General features: G+C 68.9%; 16 protein-coding genes. 6 read left to right on the forward strand and 10 right to left on the reverse strand.

The window, feature by feature from the left end; translation table 11 throughout:
- Positions 1-33 precede the first annotated feature (33 nt).
- The 3 genes from ACFSCV_RS04000 to ACFSCV_RS04010 are packed head-to-tail and all read left to right on the forward strand — an operon-like array spanning position 34 to position 2,323.
- Positions 34-579: a hypothetical protein gene (locus ACFSCV_RS04000; RefSeq protein WP_378797220.1), complete on the forward strand. Its 546-nt coding sequence runs from the start codon at positions 34-36 to the stop codon at positions 577-579.
- Positions 576-1,133, forward strand: coding sequence for a GNAT family N-acetyltransferase (locus ACFSCV_RS04005; RefSeq protein WP_378797222.1), 558 nt, complete (start codon positions 576-578; stop codon positions 1,131-1,133). Before ACFSCV_RS04000 ends, ACFSCV_RS04005 begins: the two co-directional genes overlap by 4 nt.
- Complete coding sequence (locus ACFSCV_RS04010) at positions 1,130-2,323, forward strand: MFS transporter (RefSeq protein ID WP_378797224.1); 1,194 nt, start codon at positions 1,130-1,132, stop codon at positions 2,321-2,323. Before ACFSCV_RS04005 ends, ACFSCV_RS04010 begins: the two co-directional genes overlap by 4 nt.
- Here the strand turns inward: ACFSCV_RS04010 and ACFSCV_RS04015 are convergent.
- Positions 2,277-2,789, reverse strand: coding sequence for a cupin (locus ACFSCV_RS04015; RefSeq protein ID WP_378797226.1), 513 nt, complete (start codon positions 2,787-2,789; stop codon positions 2,277-2,279). The two genes, ACFSCV_RS04010 and ACFSCV_RS04015, sit on opposite strands and share 47 nt — an antisense overlap.
- Positions 2,790-3,111: 322 nt before the next feature.
- Between ACFSCV_RS04015 and ACFSCV_RS04020 the strand changes: the two genes are divergently transcribed.
- Entirely contained in the window at positions 3,112-3,315 is a 204-nt protein-coding gene (locus tag ACFSCV_RS04020) for a cold-shock protein (protein ID WP_271201858.1), read from the forward strand.
- A gap of 75 nt (positions 3,316-3,390) precedes the next feature.
- On the opposite strand, the gene ACFSCV_RS04025 is transcribed toward ACFSCV_RS04020, so the two are convergent.
- A complete protein-coding gene (locus ACFSCV_RS04025; RefSeq protein ID WP_378797228.1) occupies positions 3,391-4,185 on the reverse strand; it encodes an SDR family NAD(P)-dependent oxidoreductase in 795 nt (264 codons plus the stop codon).
- 176 nt (positions 4,186-4,361) lie between these two features.
- Between ACFSCV_RS04025 and carB the strand changes: the two genes are divergently transcribed.
- Complete coding sequence (gene carB, locus ACFSCV_RS04030; protein ID WP_378797230.1) at positions 4,362-7,688, forward strand: carbamoyl-phosphate synthase large subunit; 3,327 nt, start codon at positions 4,362-4,364, stop codon at positions 7,686-7,688.
- Positions 7,689-7,822: 134 nt separating this feature from the next.
- Positions 7,823-8,296 carry a transcription elongation factor GreA gene (greA, locus tag ACFSCV_RS04035; protein ID WP_271201861.1) on the forward strand — a complete coding sequence of 158 codons (474 nt, stop codon included), beginning with the start codon at positions 7,823-7,825 and terminating at the stop codon, positions 8,294-8,296.
- A gap of 99 nt (positions 8,297-8,395) precedes the next feature.
- Here greA and ACFSCV_RS04040 read toward each other — a convergent pair whose 3' ends face one another.
- From ACFSCV_RS04040 to ACFSCV_RS04075, 8 genes are all read right to left on the reverse strand, one after another.
- On the reverse strand, positions 8,396-8,566 hold the full coding sequence (locus tag ACFSCV_RS04040) for a hypothetical protein (protein ID WP_378797232.1): 171 nt from the start codon (positions 8,564-8,566) through the stop codon (positions 8,396-8,398).
- 115 nt (positions 8,567-8,681) lie between these two features.
- Complete coding sequence (locus tag ACFSCV_RS04045) at positions 8,682-9,155, reverse strand: Lrp/AsnC family transcriptional regulator (RefSeq protein ID WP_378797234.1); 474 nt, start codon at positions 9,153-9,155, stop codon at positions 8,682-8,684.
- A 423-nt stretch (positions 9,156-9,578) separates the two neighbouring features.
- Complete coding sequence (locus ACFSCV_RS04050) at positions 9,579-10,469, reverse strand: LysR family transcriptional regulator (protein ID WP_378797236.1); 891 nt, start codon at positions 10,467-10,469, stop codon at positions 9,579-9,581.
- A gap of 60 nt (positions 10,470-10,529) precedes the next feature.
- Positions 10,530-11,513: a thioredoxin-disulfide reductase gene (trxB, locus tag ACFSCV_RS04055; protein ID WP_378797238.1), complete on the reverse strand. Its 984-nt coding sequence runs from the start codon at positions 11,511-11,513 to the stop codon at positions 10,530-10,532.
- Positions 11,510-12,508 (reverse strand): mitochondrial fission ELM1 family protein, encoded by a 999-nt coding sequence (locus ACFSCV_RS04060; protein ID WP_378797240.1) that lies wholly within the window; start codon positions 12,506-12,508, stop codon positions 11,510-11,512. The genes trxB and ACFSCV_RS04060 overlap by 4 nt, the downstream gene beginning before the upstream one ends.
- 80 nt (positions 12,509-12,588) lie before the next feature.
- Positions 12,589-13,581 (reverse strand): protein-methionine-sulfoxide reductase catalytic subunit MsrP, encoded by a 993-nt coding sequence (msrP, locus tag ACFSCV_RS04065; RefSeq protein WP_378797242.1) that lies wholly within the window; start codon positions 13,579-13,581, stop codon positions 12,589-12,591.
- A 96-nt stretch (positions 13,582-13,677) separates the two neighbouring features.
- A complete protein-coding gene (locus ACFSCV_RS04070) occupies positions 13,678-14,199 on the reverse strand; it encodes a DUF992 domain-containing protein (protein ID WP_378797244.1) in 522 nt (173 codons plus the stop codon).
- A gap of 108 nt (positions 14,200-14,307) precedes the next feature.
- Positions 14,308-15,510 carry a pyridoxal phosphate-dependent aminotransferase gene (locus tag ACFSCV_RS04075; RefSeq protein WP_378797246.1) on the reverse strand — a complete coding sequence of 401 codons (1,203 nt, stop codon included), beginning with the start codon at positions 15,508-15,510 and terminating at the stop codon, positions 14,308-14,310.
- Positions 15,511-15,612: the final 102 nt, after the last annotated feature.

Consider the following 15,612-nt stretch of genomic DNA (forward strand, 5'->3'; position numbering starts at 1 on the left):
ATCCCGACGTCGACCACACGTCGGGACCACCGCATGCCGCGTATCGCCTTGATCTCAGCCGGCCTGGCCGCCGCGCTCGCCTTGGGCGCCGGCGTCTACCTGCTCCGCCCTTCCACGCCCGCCCGCGTCGAGACCGCCGCCGCGCCTGCGGCGCCGACAGCGTCGCCGGAGCCTGCCGCGCAGCCCGCCGGTCCGCCGAAGGTCGCGCTCTACTGCCAGTTCTACGTGTTCGTCGAAAGCCGGCCGTTCGTGGCCTTCCTGTTCGACCAGTCGCCCGAGGACCGCGGCCTCTACCGTCAGGTCTACGTCGCCAAGGCGGACGGCGACCGCACCGACTACAACGCCGCGACCGGCGGCCAGCCGGAATGGCGCTTCATCGCCGACGTCGAGCCTCCGCGAATCGCGGGCCGCGTGACCGTCCCGGACAACTCGCAGGCCGGCGTCGCGGAACAGGACATCGCGATCGAGCTACGGGAGGGCTTCGACGCCGCGCGCGCCAGCCAGACCTGGTACGAGGCGAGCCTCAAGAGCATCTATTACCAGAACCTGCCTGGAAAATGCCGGCAGGCCGCCGCATGAGCCGCGTCGACGCGTTCTTGCTGCGCGACGCCGACGAGGGCGACGTCGCGGCCATCACCGCGATCTACGCGCATCACGTGCTGACCGGCCTCGCCTCCTTCGAGGAAGAGGCGCCGTCCGCGCCCACCATGAGCGAGCGGATGGCGGCGGTGCGTCAGGCCGGCCTGCCCTACATCGTCGCGGTCGAAAGCGGCGGAGCCGGCCGCGTGCTGGGCTACGCCTACGCCGCCTCCTACCGCGCGCGTCCGGCCTATCGGCACACGATCGAGGATTCGGTCTATGTCGCCCACGACGCGCTCGGCCGCGGCGTCGGCCGGGCGCTGCTTGGCGAACTGGTGGCGCGCTGCGACCGCGGCCCCTGGCGGCAGATGGTGGCGGTGATCGGCGATTCGGCGAACGCCGCGTCGGTCGGCGTCCACGCCGCGCTCGGATTCCGCAATGTCGGCGTGCTGGAGGCCGTCGGCTTCAAGTTCGGCCGCTGGGTCGACACGGTGCTGATGCAGCGTCCGCTCGGCGACGGCGCAGACACTCTCCCATCGCCCCCGGCGCGATGATCGGGCGCGGGCTGACGTGGCGGCTCGGCGCCGGCCAGCTCATCTCCTGGGGAGTCACCTACTACCTGATCGGCGTGCTGGGCCAGCCGATCGCCGACGAGTTCGGCTGGAGCCAGACGAAGGTCCATGGCGGGTTCGCCGCGGCGCTGCTGACGATGGGGCTGGCCTCGCCCTTCGCGGGCGCGCTCATCGATCGCCACGGCGGTCGCCCCGCCATGGTGGCCGGCGCGCTGGTCGGCGCGCTCGGCTGTCTTGGACTCGCGCTCGCGTACGAGACAGCCGGCTATTACGCCGCCTGGATCGTGCTTGGCCTCGCCATGCGGCTGACGCTCTACGACGCTGCTTTCGCGGCCCTCGCCCGCATCGGCGGGCGCGACGCGCGCCGGTCGATGTCGCAGATCACGCTGCTCGGCGGGCTCGCTTCCAGCGTGTTCTGGCCGATCGGCCACGGGCTTGCGGACGCGTTCGGCTGGCGCGCCGCCGCGCTTGTCTACGCCGCCTGCGCGCTCGTGAGCGCCGCGCTCTACGCCGGCATCCCGGATCGACGGTTCGAACCGCCGACGGCGGGAGCGACCTTGCATCCGCCGCCGCGGGCGACGACGCGCCGCGACGTCGGGCTCGCCGGCGCGCTCTACGCTCTCGTCACGACGATCGCGAGCTTCCTCGCCGCAGGCATGTCGTCGGCGATGGTCGCGCTGATGATCGGGCTCGGCGTCGCGCCGGGAACGGCGGTCGCGCTCGCAGCGCTGCGCGGCGTGTCGCAATCGGCGGCGCGGCTGTGCGAAGTCGCCTTCGGTGCGCGGATAGACCCGACGCTTCTCAACCTGATCGCGGCCGCGGGCCTCGCGGCGTCGTTCGTGCTGGGGCTGATGAGCGGCCTGTCGGCGCTCGCCGCGGCCGGCTTCTGCGCGCTCTACGGCGCCGGCAACGGCCTCGCCACGATCGTCCGCGGCTCGCTGCCGCTCGCGCTGTTCGAACCGCGTGACTACGCCCGGCTGACCGGACGACTGGTCGCGCCGAGCTTCCTCGCCGCGGCCGCGGCGCCGCTGTTCTACGCCTACGCGATCGAGACGTTCGGCGCCGGTCCGGCCCTCGCGGCGTCAACGGCGCTTGGCGCGGTCGCCATCGCCGCGGCGATCTGGCTCATGCTCCGCTTCGGTCCGGAGAGGCCGCCGTCCAGGCCTTCCTGAGGCCGCCTTCGGCGCCGAACACCGGGTCGGTCGCAGGGATGGGCGTGGCGCGAATCCGGCCAAGCGCGGCGTCATGCTCGGACGCGTCGCGGATCAGGTCGTAGGGCTGGTCCGGCGGATAGGCACCGACGACGAGGAAGTCGTCGCTCGCGCCGACTCGCTTGTGGCCCGTGCCGGCAGGCAGCACCGCCACGTCGCCCGCTTCCAGCCGCAGCGTTTCGCCGCCCTCGCCGCCGAATCTAATCTCGCCCCAGCCCTGCGCCACCGCCAGAGCCTCGTGGCAGGTCGAATGGTAGTGATGGAAAGCGTAGACGCCGTTGCGCCAGAAGCCGCCCCAGCCGTTCGCGCCGAATAGCGCTTCGGCCGCGACGGCGGGTTCGTCGCCGCCGGCTTCGAAGGCCTTCCGGTGCACAAGCAGCGGCCATTCCGGGTGGTTCGGGATCGACCCGTCATCGACGAAAGTCAAAGCCGATGTCGCCGGCTTGTCACCCACTGATTTCAAGGCCTTGATCTCCTTGGAGACGCTCTCCGCCGCCCCGTTCGACAACGGCTCGCACGCCCCGCGGTTCCGTCCCAAAGCCCTGGCGGAAGCTTGACGCGACCCACCACCTGTGCGCCATAGTCGCACCAGCAATCAGATGTTTGGACGCCTTGTCTGGCTTGCATGCGGCGTGACGCCGAAAGCGACTGCCTCTACGACACGAGCCAAATTCGGATTGTGCCCGGCCGAAGCCTCGACGAGAGGATGCGGTCAAATGCGCACACGCGCTTGTCCAGTGGAGGCGATAATGCCGAGCGGCACCGTCAAGTTCTTCAACACCCAGAAGGGTTATGGCTTCATTCAGCCGGTCGACGGCTCGAAGGACGTCTTCGTCCACATCTCCGACGTCGAGCGTTCGGGCCTTCACACCCTCGTCGAGGGCCAGAAGGTCGCGTTCGAAGTCGTCATGGAGCGTGGCAAGACCAAGGCCGCGAACCTCAAGGCCGAGTGATTTCGGCCCGAGGCCCTTCCGGGTTTCGGACTTATCGCGACAGGGCGCTCCTCACGGAGCGCCCTGTTTGCGTTTTCAGGCCTTCGAACGCTGAAGCTCGTGCGCCAGCCGGCGGGTGAACCCGCGCGAGACGAAGCGGGTGGAAAGCGCAGCCGCTTTCGGAAGGGCGCCGGGAATGACGATGGCCTTCCTCGCCTGGAAGCCGTCGAAGCCCGCTTTCGCGACGTCGGCGGCGGACACCACGCCCGTCTTGAACAGGCGGAGATTGTTCGCGCCGGCGACCTCGCCGAACTCGGTCGGCGACGGGCCGGGGCAGAGCGCAGTGACGGTCACTCCCTGCCGGCGCGACTCCTCGAACAGCGCCTCCGAGAACGACAGCAGATAGGCCTTGGTGGCGTAATAGACCGCCATCTCTGGACCGGCCTGGAAGGCCGCGAGCGAGGCGACGTTCAGGACGCCGCCGCGGCCGCGCGCCAGCATACCCGGCAGGTACATGCCCGTGAGCGCGGTCGGCGCCGCGACGTTGACGGCCACCATCGCGAGCTGGCGGTCGAGCGGCTGCTTCACGAACGGCCCGAGCGATCCGAACCCGGCGTTGTTCACTAGCACGTCGACCACATGGCCGCGGCGACCGACCTCGATCGCCAGCTCGCGCGGGCCTTCAGGCGCGGCGAGATCCGCGACGACGACGTCGACCTGCGCCGCATGCCTGGTCCAGAGTTCGTCGGCGAGCGCCTTCAGCCGGTCTTCGCGCCGCGCCGTCAGCACGAGGCGGTCGCCGTTCGCGGCGAAGAGCCGCGCGAGCTCCGCCCCGATCCCCGAGGACGCCCCCGTGACGAGAACCGTGCGGTTGTTTTCGAAGAGCCCCATGCGACATTGTCTCCGGTTATCGTCGTCCCGCGGGACCGGATGCGTCTAACCCGGCTTCCCTGCCCGGCTTCGACCATGTAAGGAACGCGCTCAGCCACGCAATCGCCCTTCCCGCCTCGCGCGTCCGCGCGGGGGCGACCGCGCCCGGCCAGCAGACGACGCCGAGACAGGTTCACATGCCCAAACGCACCGACATCGCGACGATCCTCATCATCGGAGCGGGACCGATCGTCATCGGGCAGGCCTGCGAGTTCGACTACTCCGGCACCCAGGCCTGCAAGGCCCTGCGGGAGGAGGGCTACCGGATCGTCCTGGTCAACTCGAACCCCGCCACCATCATGACCGATCCGGACATGGCGGACGCCACCTACATCGAGCCGATCACGCCCGAGATCGTCGAGAAGATCATCGCCAAGGAGCGCCACGTCGTTCCGGGCGGCTTCGCCCTGCTGCCGACCATGGGCGGCCAGACCGCGCTCAACTGCGCGCTGTCGCTGAAGAAGATGGGCGCGCTGGAGAAGCACGACGTCGAGATGATCGGCGCCACGGCCGAGGCGATCGACAAGGCCGAAGACCGGGAGCTGTTCCGCGAGGCCATGACCAAGATCGGGCTGGAGACGCCCCGCTCCCGGCTGGCGCACAACCTGTCCGAGGCGCTCGTAGCCCTGGAGGAGATCGGCTTGCCGGCCATCATCCGTCCGAGCTTCACCATGGGCGGCACCGGCGGCGGCATCGCCTACAACCGCGAGGAGTTCCTCGAGATCGTGGAGCGCGGCGTCGACGCCTCGCCGACCGACGAGGTGCTGATCGAGGAGAGCGTGCTCGGCTGGAAGGAGTACGAGATGGAGGTCGTCCGCGACAAGGCGGACAACTGCATCATCGTCTGCTCCATCGAGAACATCGATCCGATGGGCATCCACACCGGCGACTCGATCACCGTGGCCCCGGCGCTGACGCTGACCGACAAGGAATACCAGCGCATGCGCGACGCCTCGCTCGCGACCCTGCGCGAGATCGGCGTCGAGACCGGCGGCTCCAACGTCCAGTTCGCGATCGACCCGGCCACCGGCCGCATGATCGTGATCGAGATGAACCCGCGCGTGTCGCGCTCTTCGGCGCTCGCCTCCAAGGCGACGGGTTTCCCGATCGCCAAGGTCGCGGCCAAGCTCGCCGTCGGCTACACGCTGGACGAGATCGAGAACGACATCACCGGCGGCGCGACCCCGGCGTCGTTCGAGCCGACGATCGACTACGTCGTCACCAAGATCCCGCGCTTCGCCTTCGAGAAGTTCCCGGGCGCCGAGCCGACGCTGACGACCTCGATGAAGTCGGTCGGCGAGGCCATGGCCATCGGGCGCACCTTCCCCGAGAGCCTGCAGAAGGCGCTACGCTCGCTCGAGACGGGCCTGACCGGCCTCGACGAGATCGAGATCGACGGCCTCGGACAGGGCGACGACAAGAACGCCATCCGCGCCGCGCTCGGCCGCCCGACGCCGGACCGCTTCGTCAAATGCGCGCAGGCGCTTCGGCTCGGCTTCACCGTCGAGGAGATCCACGACGCCTGCAAGATCGACCCGTGGTTCCTGCGGCAACTCGAAGGGCTGGTGGCGACCGAGGAGAAGGTCCGCCGTCACGGCCTGCCGACGTCCGAGAAGGCGTTCCGCAAGCTGAAGGCGCAGGGCTTCTCCGACGCCCGGCTTGCGACGCTCGCCGGCCTCTCGGCCGAGCAGGTCGCCGCGCGGCGCCGCTCGCTCGGCGTGCGCCCGGTCTACAAGCGCATCGACACCTGTGCCGCCGAGTTCGCCTCCCCGACCGCCTACATGTACTCGACCTATGCGCCCGCCTTCGCCGGCGGCGAGCCGCAGGACGAGGCGCGCCCGTCCGACCGGAAGAAGGTCGTCATCCTCGGCGGCGGCCCGAACCGCATCGGTCAGGGCATCGAGTTCGACTACTGCTGCTGCCACGCCTGCTTCGCGCTGTCGGAGGCCGGCTATGAGACCATCATGGTCAACTGCAACCCGGAGACGGTGTCGACCGACTACGACACCTCGGACCGGCTCTATTTCGAGCCGCTGACCGCCGAGGACGTGCTGGAGATCATCGAGACCGAGACGTCGAACGGCACGCTGCACGGCGTGATCGTGCAGTTCGGCGGCCAGACGCCGCTGAAGCTCGCCAACGCGCTTGAGGCGGCCGGCGTGCCTATCCTCGGCACGACGCCAGACGCGATCGACCTCGCCGAGGACCGCGACCGCTTCAAGCGTCTGCTCGACAAGCTCAAGCTGGTGCAGCCCAAGAACGGCATCGCCTATTCGGTCGAGCAGTCGCGGGTCGTTGCCGAAGGCCTTGGCTTCCCGCTGGTGGTCCGCCCGTCCTACGTGCTCGGCGGCCGCGCCATGGCGATCCTGCACGACGAGAGGATGTTCTCGGACTATCTGCTCGGCACCCTTCCCGACCTCGTGCCGGAGGACGTCAAGCAGCGCTACCCCAACGACAAGACCGGGCAGATCAACACCGTGCTGTCGCGCAACCCGCTGCTGTTCGACCGCTACCTCTCCGACGCGATCGAGGTGGACGTCGACGCGCTGTGCGACCGCAAGGACGTCTTCATCTGCGGAATCATGGAGCACATCGAGGAAGCCGGCATCCACTCCGGCGATTCGGCCTGCTCGCTGCCGCCCCATTCGCTGTCGCCCGAGATCATCCGGCGGCTCGAGGAGCAGACCCGCGCCATGGCGCTGGCGCTCGAGGTCGGCGGCCTGATGAACGTACAGTACGCGATCAAGGACGACGTCATCTACGTGCTCGAGGTCAATCCCCGCGCCTCGCGCACGGTGCCCTTCGTCGCCAAGGTGGTGGGCGAGCCCTTCGCCAAGATCGCCTCGCGGGTGATGGCGGGCGAGCCGCTCGCCTCGTTCGGGCTGACGTCCGAGCCGCTCGGCCACATCGCGGTGAAGGAGGCGGTGTTCCCCTTCGCGCGCTTCCCCGGCGTCGACACCGTGCTCGGGCCCGAGATGCGCTCCACCGGCGAGGTGATGGGCCTCGACGTCGACTACGGCGTCGCCTTCGCCAAGAGCCAGCTCGGCGGCGGCACCCGCGTGCCGCGCTCGGGCGTGGTGTTCGTGTCGGTGAAGGAGGCGGACAAGGACCGCATCCTGGCGCCCGTGCGCATGCTGGCGGACCTTGGCTTCAAGATCATCGCCACCTCGGGCACCCAGCGGCATCTGGCCGCCCACGGCATCGACGCGCAGAAGATCAACAAGGTGCTGGAAGGGCGGCCGCACGTGGTCGACGCGATCAAGAACGGCGGCGTCCAGCTCGTGTTCAACACCACGGACGGCGCCCAGGCCCTGAGCGACAGCCGCTCGCTCCGCCGTGCGGCCCTCTTGCACAAAGTGCCGTACTATACGACCCTCGCAGGCGCTGTAGCCGCGGCGCAGGGGATCAAGGCCTATCTCGGCGGAGACCTCGAAGTCCGCGCGCTGCAATCCTATTTCGCCTGAGGCGGCCGACCCGGCCGCCGTTCGTCAGCGTCCGGGACCGAACCGCTTCAGCGGCGCTCTCCCGGCCAACCGTCAGCCGCTCCCCGAGGCGAATCCGTCCCGGGGCTGTAAGCGGTTATGCAAGAGAGACTGAAATGGACAAGATCCCGATGACCGCCGCCGGCCTCGTCGCGCTGGAGGCGGAGCTCAAGCATCGCGCCTCCGGCGAGCGTCCGCGCATCATCGCCGCGATCGCCGAGGCCCGGTCCCACGGCGACCTGTCCGAGAACGCGGAATATCACGCCGCCAAGGAGCAGCAGAGCCTGAACGAGGGCCGCATCGCCGAGCTCGAGAGCACCATCGCGCGCGCCGAGATCATCGACGTCTCCAAGCTCAAGGGCGACACCATCACCTTTGGCGCCACCGTCACGCTGGTGGACGAGGACACCGACGAGGAGAAGGTCTACCAGATCGTCGGCGAGCCGGAATCGGACGTGAAGGCCGGGCGCGTGTCGATCGGCTCGCCCATCGCGCGCGCGCTCGTCGGCAAGAAAGTCGGAGACGCCGTCGAAGTCGTCACCCCGGGCGGCGGCAAGAGCTACGAAGTGCTCAAGATCCGCTTCGTCTGAGGAGGACGGCGCGGACGCCGCTTCGGCGCCCCATGTCTCCACAAACGACAACGGNCGCCCTTTGGGCGGCCGTTTTGATATTTGACGCTGCTGGCCGGCTCAGACGTAGCCGAAGAGAACCACGGCCATGGCGACCACCGCCGCCGTGATGCTGGCGATCAGCACCACCGGCATGCCCTTCGGCTTGTTGGTGGCCTGCTTCGCCTCCACCGGCTCCAGCGTCTCGGTCCGCGCACCGGGCGGGGGGGTGTTGTGCGCCTCATAAGCCATCGGGATCTCCCTTGATCGGTGTGCGCCGCGCGCTTTCGCGAGGCGCTCTCACAGACACAACGATCAAGGAGCGGAACCGATCCCGGAAAACTTGCCGCAGCGGCGAAGATCGACGTCAGTCCACCATCTCGAACGGCGCCGCCGCCTCGTTCTTGATCTGGCCCAGCGCCAGCGCGGTCTTCACTGTTTTGACGTTGCCAGCGCCGGTGAGTTCAATCACGAAGCTCTGGAAGCTGGTTAGGTCGCGCGCGACGCACTTCAGCATGAAGTCGATCTCCCCCGAGAGCATGAAGCACTCGCGCACCTGCGGCCAGCGCCGGACTTTGTCCTCGAAGGCGGCCAGATCGGCTTCGGAATTGCCGGCCAGCTGAACCATGGCGAAGGCCGTGACCTCGAAGCCTAGCTTGCGTTCGTCGAGCAGCGCGCGATAGCCGCGGATCGCGTCGGATTCCTCAAGCGCCCTCACCCGCCTGAGGCAAGGCGGCGCCGAGATGCCCACCCGCCGGGCGAGCTCGACATTCGTGATCCGCCCGTCCGCCTGAAGCTCGGAGAGGATCTTCAGATCGATCGCGTCGAAGCGCTCCCTCATCCCCGAGCCCTTTATTGCAGCGCAGCACGATCAGCGGTGTAGCTGCGCCCTCGGGCGAACTCAAGCGGAGCGACGTCGCAGGGCCCCGCGCGCAAAAAAAAGCCGGCCATGACGGGCCGGCTTAATGAGTTTCGAAGCTCGCGCCGGGGAATGCGCTCACTTCTGAGGGGAACAGCCGGCTGCAGACGCCGCGCAGGGAGGCCGCGTGACGATGCAATCAGCATGGGGTGACAGTGGGGACATCGAGGCGCCGGATCAAGGCTTCCCGAAGCATGCCGGCCATGCAAATGGCGTCCGATTAGGCGATTTGCCTACGACTTAAGCTGCCCAATGATCGCAACGCAGGCGCATAAAACGCATACAGGACTTACACTTGCTCCAGCGGCCCGCGCAGAATGCGCCGCGGCGCTCCTCATCCCTGCGTCAAAACGACCAGCGTTGCGCCTTCGACAGAACGAAGTCCCGGAACACGTTGATCCGCGCCACGTTCTTCAACTCTTCAGGATAGACGAAATAGGCGTCGAGAGCCGGCATGTCGGCGTCGGGAAGCACGCGCGCCAGTTCGGACGTCTGCTCGATGAAATAGTCCGGGATCACAGCGAGCCCAACGCCGCTTTCGACAGCCAGCTTGATCGCGGCCACGCTGTTGATCGTTAGGGCCGCCGGGCGCGGATCGCGCGGGTGCCGCCCCACCGTGAGCGGCCAGTTGATGCTCTGGAGGAAGGACGGGATCGGCCCCCCGAACTCGATCAGGCGATGCTGGTCGAGTTCGGCGACCGTCGCCGGCCGACCATGGCGCTTGATGTAGTCAGGCGAGGCGAACAGGTGGAAATGCACGGTGAACAGCCGGCGCTGGATCAGATCCGGCTGGGTCGGCTGCCGCAGCCGGATGGCGATGTCCGCCTCCCGCATCGAGAGATCGAGCTCGTCGTCGGTGAGGATGAGCTGGAGCTGGATGTCGGGATAGAGTTCCATGAACTCCTTGAGCCGCGGCGTCAGCCAGCCGGCGCCGAGACCGACCGTCGTCGTCAGCTTCAGCACGCCGTTCGGCCGTTCGCGGCTGTCGGTCAGAATGGAGCGCGCCGCCTCGAGCTTCGAGAACACGTCCTGGGTGGTGCGGAACAGAAGCTCGCCCTGCTCGGTCAGGATCAGGCCGCGGGCATGGCGGTGGAACAGCGGCACCTTCAGGTCGTGCTCCAACGCGGAAACCTGACGGCTGACGGCGGACTGACTGAGCCCCAGCATCTCCCCCGCCTTCGTGAAGCTGCCGGCGTCGGCGGCGGCGTGGAAAATGCGCAGCTTGTCCCAGTCCATCCGTCGCTCCCCCTTCGGTCCGCGCCGGCCTCACAAGGACCGGCGTCGGCCATATGATGATCAGGCCGCGTGTCGCGCAGCCTCTTCGGCCGCGATGAAACGCTCGGCGTCGAGCGCCGCCATGCAGCCCATGCCGGCGGCGGTCACCGCCTGCCGGTACGTCTCGTCCGCGACGTCGCCGGCCGCGAACACGCCCGGCACGTTGGTGAGCGACGTTCCCGGCCGCACCGCGAGATAGCCGGACGGCTTCATGTCGAGCTGACCACGGAACAGCTCGGTCGCCGGCGCATGCCCGATCGCGATGAACACGCCGTCGGCCTTCAGCACGGTCGGGACGCCGGTGCGGACGTCGACCAGCTTCACGCCCTCGACCTTGAGCGGCGTTCCCCCGCCGATGATCTCGCCGATCGTCGCGTTCCAGACGATCTCGACCTTGGGATGCGCGAACAGCCGGTCCTGCAGGATGCGCTCGGCGCGGAAGCTCTCGCGCCGATGCACGACCGTGACCTTGGAGGCGAAGTTGGTCAGGAACAGCGCCTCCTCGACCGCGGTGTTGCCGCCGCCGACCACGACCACCTCCTTGTTGCGGAAGAAGAAGCCGTCGCAGGTGGCGCAGGCCGACACGCCGTAACCCTTGAAGCGCTCCTCGCTGTCGAGGCCGAGCCACTTCGCCTGCGCGCCGGTCGAGACGATCAGCGCGTCCGCTGTGATGACGCCGCTCGACTCCGTCTCCAGCACGAACGGCCGGCGCGACAGGTCGACCTTCGAGACATGATCGACAAGCGTGCGTGCGCCCATGCGCTCGGCCTGGGTCTGCATCTGCTCCATCAGCCACGGGCCCTGGATCGGCTCGGCGAAGCCCGGATAGTTCTCGACGTCGGTCGTGATGGTGAGCTGCCCGCCCGGCTGAAGGCCGGAGATCACCAGCGGCTCCAGCATGGCGCGCGCGGCGTAGACCGCGGCCGTCCAGCCGGCGGGGCCCGAGCCGAGGATCACGACGCGCTCGTGGCGCGCGGCGGCGGGGCGGAAAGGTTCGGTCGTCATCGCATTCGTCCGTTCGTGACACGCGCGACGATCGGGCCGTCGCGCTCGGCTTCGCGCCGCAGGATGTGGCGGGTCGCGGCCAACGCCTCGATGGCGCCGGCGACCTCGGGCGTCGAGTCGATCGGCGTGTAGCAGTAGCGCTCGAGCCTGCCGGAGAACGGCCGGATCGCGCCGAGCGCGGTCAGCCGGTCCAGAAACGCGCGCGTCTTCCGCCGCCCGCCGGAGGGCTCGAACACCATAACTGGTCTGCCGGTCGCCACCGCCTCGCCCACCATATTGGTGGAATCCGCGGTCACGACGAGCGCTTCGGCCTGCGCCAGCAACGAAATGTAGGGGTTATCCCCCGTTCCGTCCCACACGTAGTGGCAGATCGCCCGAACCGCCAGCTTCAGCCGCTCGGGCGTGCGGCGCGAGGCCGTGGCGAGCAGCACCGCCCCGTCCGCCCGCAGCCGCGCAAGCCCGGCCGCGAGACGGTCGATGTCCTCTTCGGTGAAGCGCGCGTGCCGCGTGTCGCCGCCGAGCAGCACGGCGACGCGCGGTCCGGTGACGGAAGCCGGGACCAGCGGCGGCGCCGCGCGCGCGGCCGCGAGCCGGACCGAGTTGATGCGGTGCGGGCTCGTCGGGGTGACGATCACGTTCGGCCCGCGCAGCGTGTCGTGCTCCGGAACCCAGATGATGTCGGCGAAACCGGACCCTGCCCGCGCGTCGCGCAGGAAGACCGTGATCGTGCGCCCGCCAGAGGCGGCGCGGATGCGTCGGAGGTGCGGCACGACACGACGCCCGGCCGCCACCACCAGGTCCGGCCAGCCCTCGCCGGACGGCGCGATCGGGCTGCCGAAGCGGTCGGGCGCGTCGCGGGGATCGAGCGGGCCCCAGGGCGCAAGCCACACCCAAGGTCGGCGCGGGATGACGCGGCGCTTCTCGACATGGTCCGCCACCGCCTCGGCGACCCCGAGGCAGGGCTGCTCGTCGCCCGGCTTTCCGTCCGTCAACACCCATGCGCGCATGGCGGAACTGTGGGATGCGAGACGCTAGGACGCAAGGTCGCCCGGCCGCGACGGATCGGCCGCCCGCATCACATATAGAGCTTCTGGCCCTCGAGCCCCTTGTAGAGGCCGGCGACCTGCTCGGCGTAGCCGTTGAACAGCAACGTCGGCCGGGTCTCGTCCGTGCCAAGGACGCGCTCGCGCGCCTGGCTCCAGCGGGGATGGTCGACCTTCGGGTTCACATTGGCCCAGAAGCCGTATTCGGACGGACCGGCGGCCGCCCACAGCGTACGCGGCATCTCCTCGACGAAGTCCACGCTCACGATCGACTTCACCGATTTGAAGCCGTACTTCCACGGCGCCACGAGACGGATCGGCGCGCCCATCTGCTTCGACAGCGGCTTGCCATAGGCGCCGGTGGCGAGGAAGGCGAGTTCATTGGTCGCCTCCGCCATGGACAGGCCCTCCACATAGGGCCACTCGAACAGCGGGCTGCGCTGGCCGCTCGCCACCTCGGGCTTCAGGAAGGCGGTGAGCTTGACGTATTTGGCCGAACCGAGCGGCTTCGCCCATTCGACGAAGCTCTTCAGCGGAACGCCGCTCCACGGCAGCGCCATGCCCCAGGCTTCGACGCAGCGGTGGCGGTAGAGCCGCTCCTCCAGCGGCAGCGCTTTCAGCAGGTCGTCGATCCCGACCTCGCGCGGCGTCTCGACCAGGCCGCCGACGCGCAGCGTCCACGGCCTGAGCGGCAGCTTCTGAGCGGCGGACGCGATGTACTTGGTCGTGCCGAACTCATAGAAATTGTTGTACCCGAGGTTCACGCTCTCGGGCGTCACAGGGCGGTCGAGCGCGTAGGCCTCGTTCCGCTTGACGGGATAGAGGCCCGCGGTCGGGTCCTTCTCGGGCGGCGCAGCCGGCTCGTCGGAGCCGAACAGCCAGCCCGCCTCCGCCTTGCTCGCGCCCAGCGCTGCCGCGACGCCCGCCGCTGCGGCGCCGACGAAGCGCCGGCGCCCGAGCGCGACCGCCTCCGGCGTCGCCTCGCTTTCGCGGAGAGCCCAGCTCGGCGTGCGTTTGATCAGCATGGATCGCTCCCGTTTCGTCATGGGAGGTACGCACGGAAACGGCCGGACGTTACGCCCGGCCGCAATACCTACTTCACATCCGCGCGAGGCGCGCGGTCAAACCGGATCGAGCGTCAGCGACGCCAGGCCGGCCGAGACGGAAATGCCGGTCTGGCCTTCAAAGCTCAGCGGCTGCAGCGCGATCGAGCGGCCCGAGCCGCCGAGGAGGACGTTGGCGCCGCCGCCGACCAACGCCGCCGCGCTGACCGAAGCGCCGCGGTAGCGTCCCGCCAGATCGCCGGGTCCGATGTCTTCGGTGCGCGCGATGACCGCCCATTTCAGCACGCTCGGCCCGGTCGCCCCGACATCGACGCCGATGGTCGACAGCCGGCCCATGTAGGCGTCCACGGGATGCCGCGCGCCCGCCGGGCGATACTCGCAGGCGAGGTCGTTGTCCGACCCGACGATGTAGCCGATGCCGCCCGGCGACTTGCAGGTCAGGGTGCCGATCTGCACGCCGGACTCGACGTAGCGCTTCTTGGTGACGGTCACCGTGGGGTGGCCCATGTCGGCGGCGAGCGCAGCGCCGGGGACAGCGATCGCGGCCGCGAGGAGCGCAGCCTTAAGCCGGAAGGACATGACGATCTCCGATCGTTTGATGCGGGCGCCGGTGAAACGCACCCGGCGCGGCTTAGGTTTCGTCCCCTGCCGCATCATAACACGCAAACCCGGCCGCCGCCCTGCGCGTCAGCGCAGCGATCCGCAGAAGCGCTGGATGCGCGAGCAGGCCTCTTCCAGAGTCTCGTCGGCGGTCGCGTAGGAGATGCGGAAGTTCGGCCCAAGTCCGAAGGCCGATCCGTGCACGACCGCGACGCCTTCCGCCTCGAGCAGCTCGGAGACGAAATCCTCGTCGGTCTCGATGACCTTGCCCGACGGGGCGGTCCGGCCGATCGCCTCGGCGCAGGAGGGATAGACGTAGAACGCGCCCTCGGGCGTCGGGCAGTTGAGCCCCTTCGCCTGGTTCAGCATGGAGACCACCAGGTCGCGCCGCCGCTCGAACGCGACGCGGAAGCCGGGGAGGAAATCCTGCGGCCCGGCCAGCGCCTCGAGCGCGGCCCACTGGGCGATGGTGCAGGCGCCCGAGGTCTGCTGGCCCTGCACCATCTCCATCGCCTTGATCAGCCTGTCCGGCCCCGCGGCGTAGCCGATGCGCCAGCCGGTCATGCAATAGGCCTTGGACACGCCGTTCATGGTCAGCGTGCGTTCGTAGAGCGCGGGCTCGACCTGCGCCGGCGTCGTGAACTCGAAACCGCCGAACACAAGATGCTCGTACATGTCGTCGGTCAGTATCCAGACATGCGGATGCTTGAGCAGAACGTCCGTCAGCGCCTTGATCTCGGCCCGGCTGTAGGCGGCGCCGGAGGGGTTCGAGGGCGAGTTCAGCAGCACCCACTTGGTCTTCGGCGTGATCGCCGCGTCCAGCGCCTCGGGCTGAACCTTGAAGCCCTGCTCGAGCGTGGTCGGCAGCAGCACGGGCGTGCCGCCGTTGATCGCCACCATCTCGGGGTAGCTCACCCAGTAGGGCGCGGGGATCACGACCTCGTCGCCCGGGTTCAGCGTAGCGACGAAAGCGTTGTAGAGGATCTGCTTGCCGCCGGTGCCGACCAGCGTCTGCGACGCCTTGTAGTCGAGCCCGTTCTCGCGCTTGAATTTCTGCGCGATCGCCTCGCGCAGCGGCGGGATGCCCGCGACCGGCGGATACTTGGTTTCGCCGCGGCGGATGGCGTCGATCGCGGCGTCCTTGATGTTCTGCGGCGTGTCGAAATCCGGCTCGCCGGCGCCGAGGCCGATGACGTCGCGACCCTGCGCCTTGAGCTCGCGCGCCTTCTGGCTCACCGCGATCGTCGCGGACGGCTTAACGCGCGAAAGGGCGTCGGCGAGGAAGGCCATCGTTCATGCTCCGGCAGGCTTTGGATCGGCCGGACCCTAGGCGCGGCGACCGGAGCGCGCAAGACGAACGGCTCCTCGAAAACAACAGGTTTTGTGATCGTT

Origin of the sequence: Methylopila henanensis (assembly GCF_042681025.1) — a bacterium.
Lineage (GTDB): Bacteria > Pseudomonadota > Alphaproteobacteria > Rhizobiales > Methylopilaceae > Methylopila > Methylopila henanensis.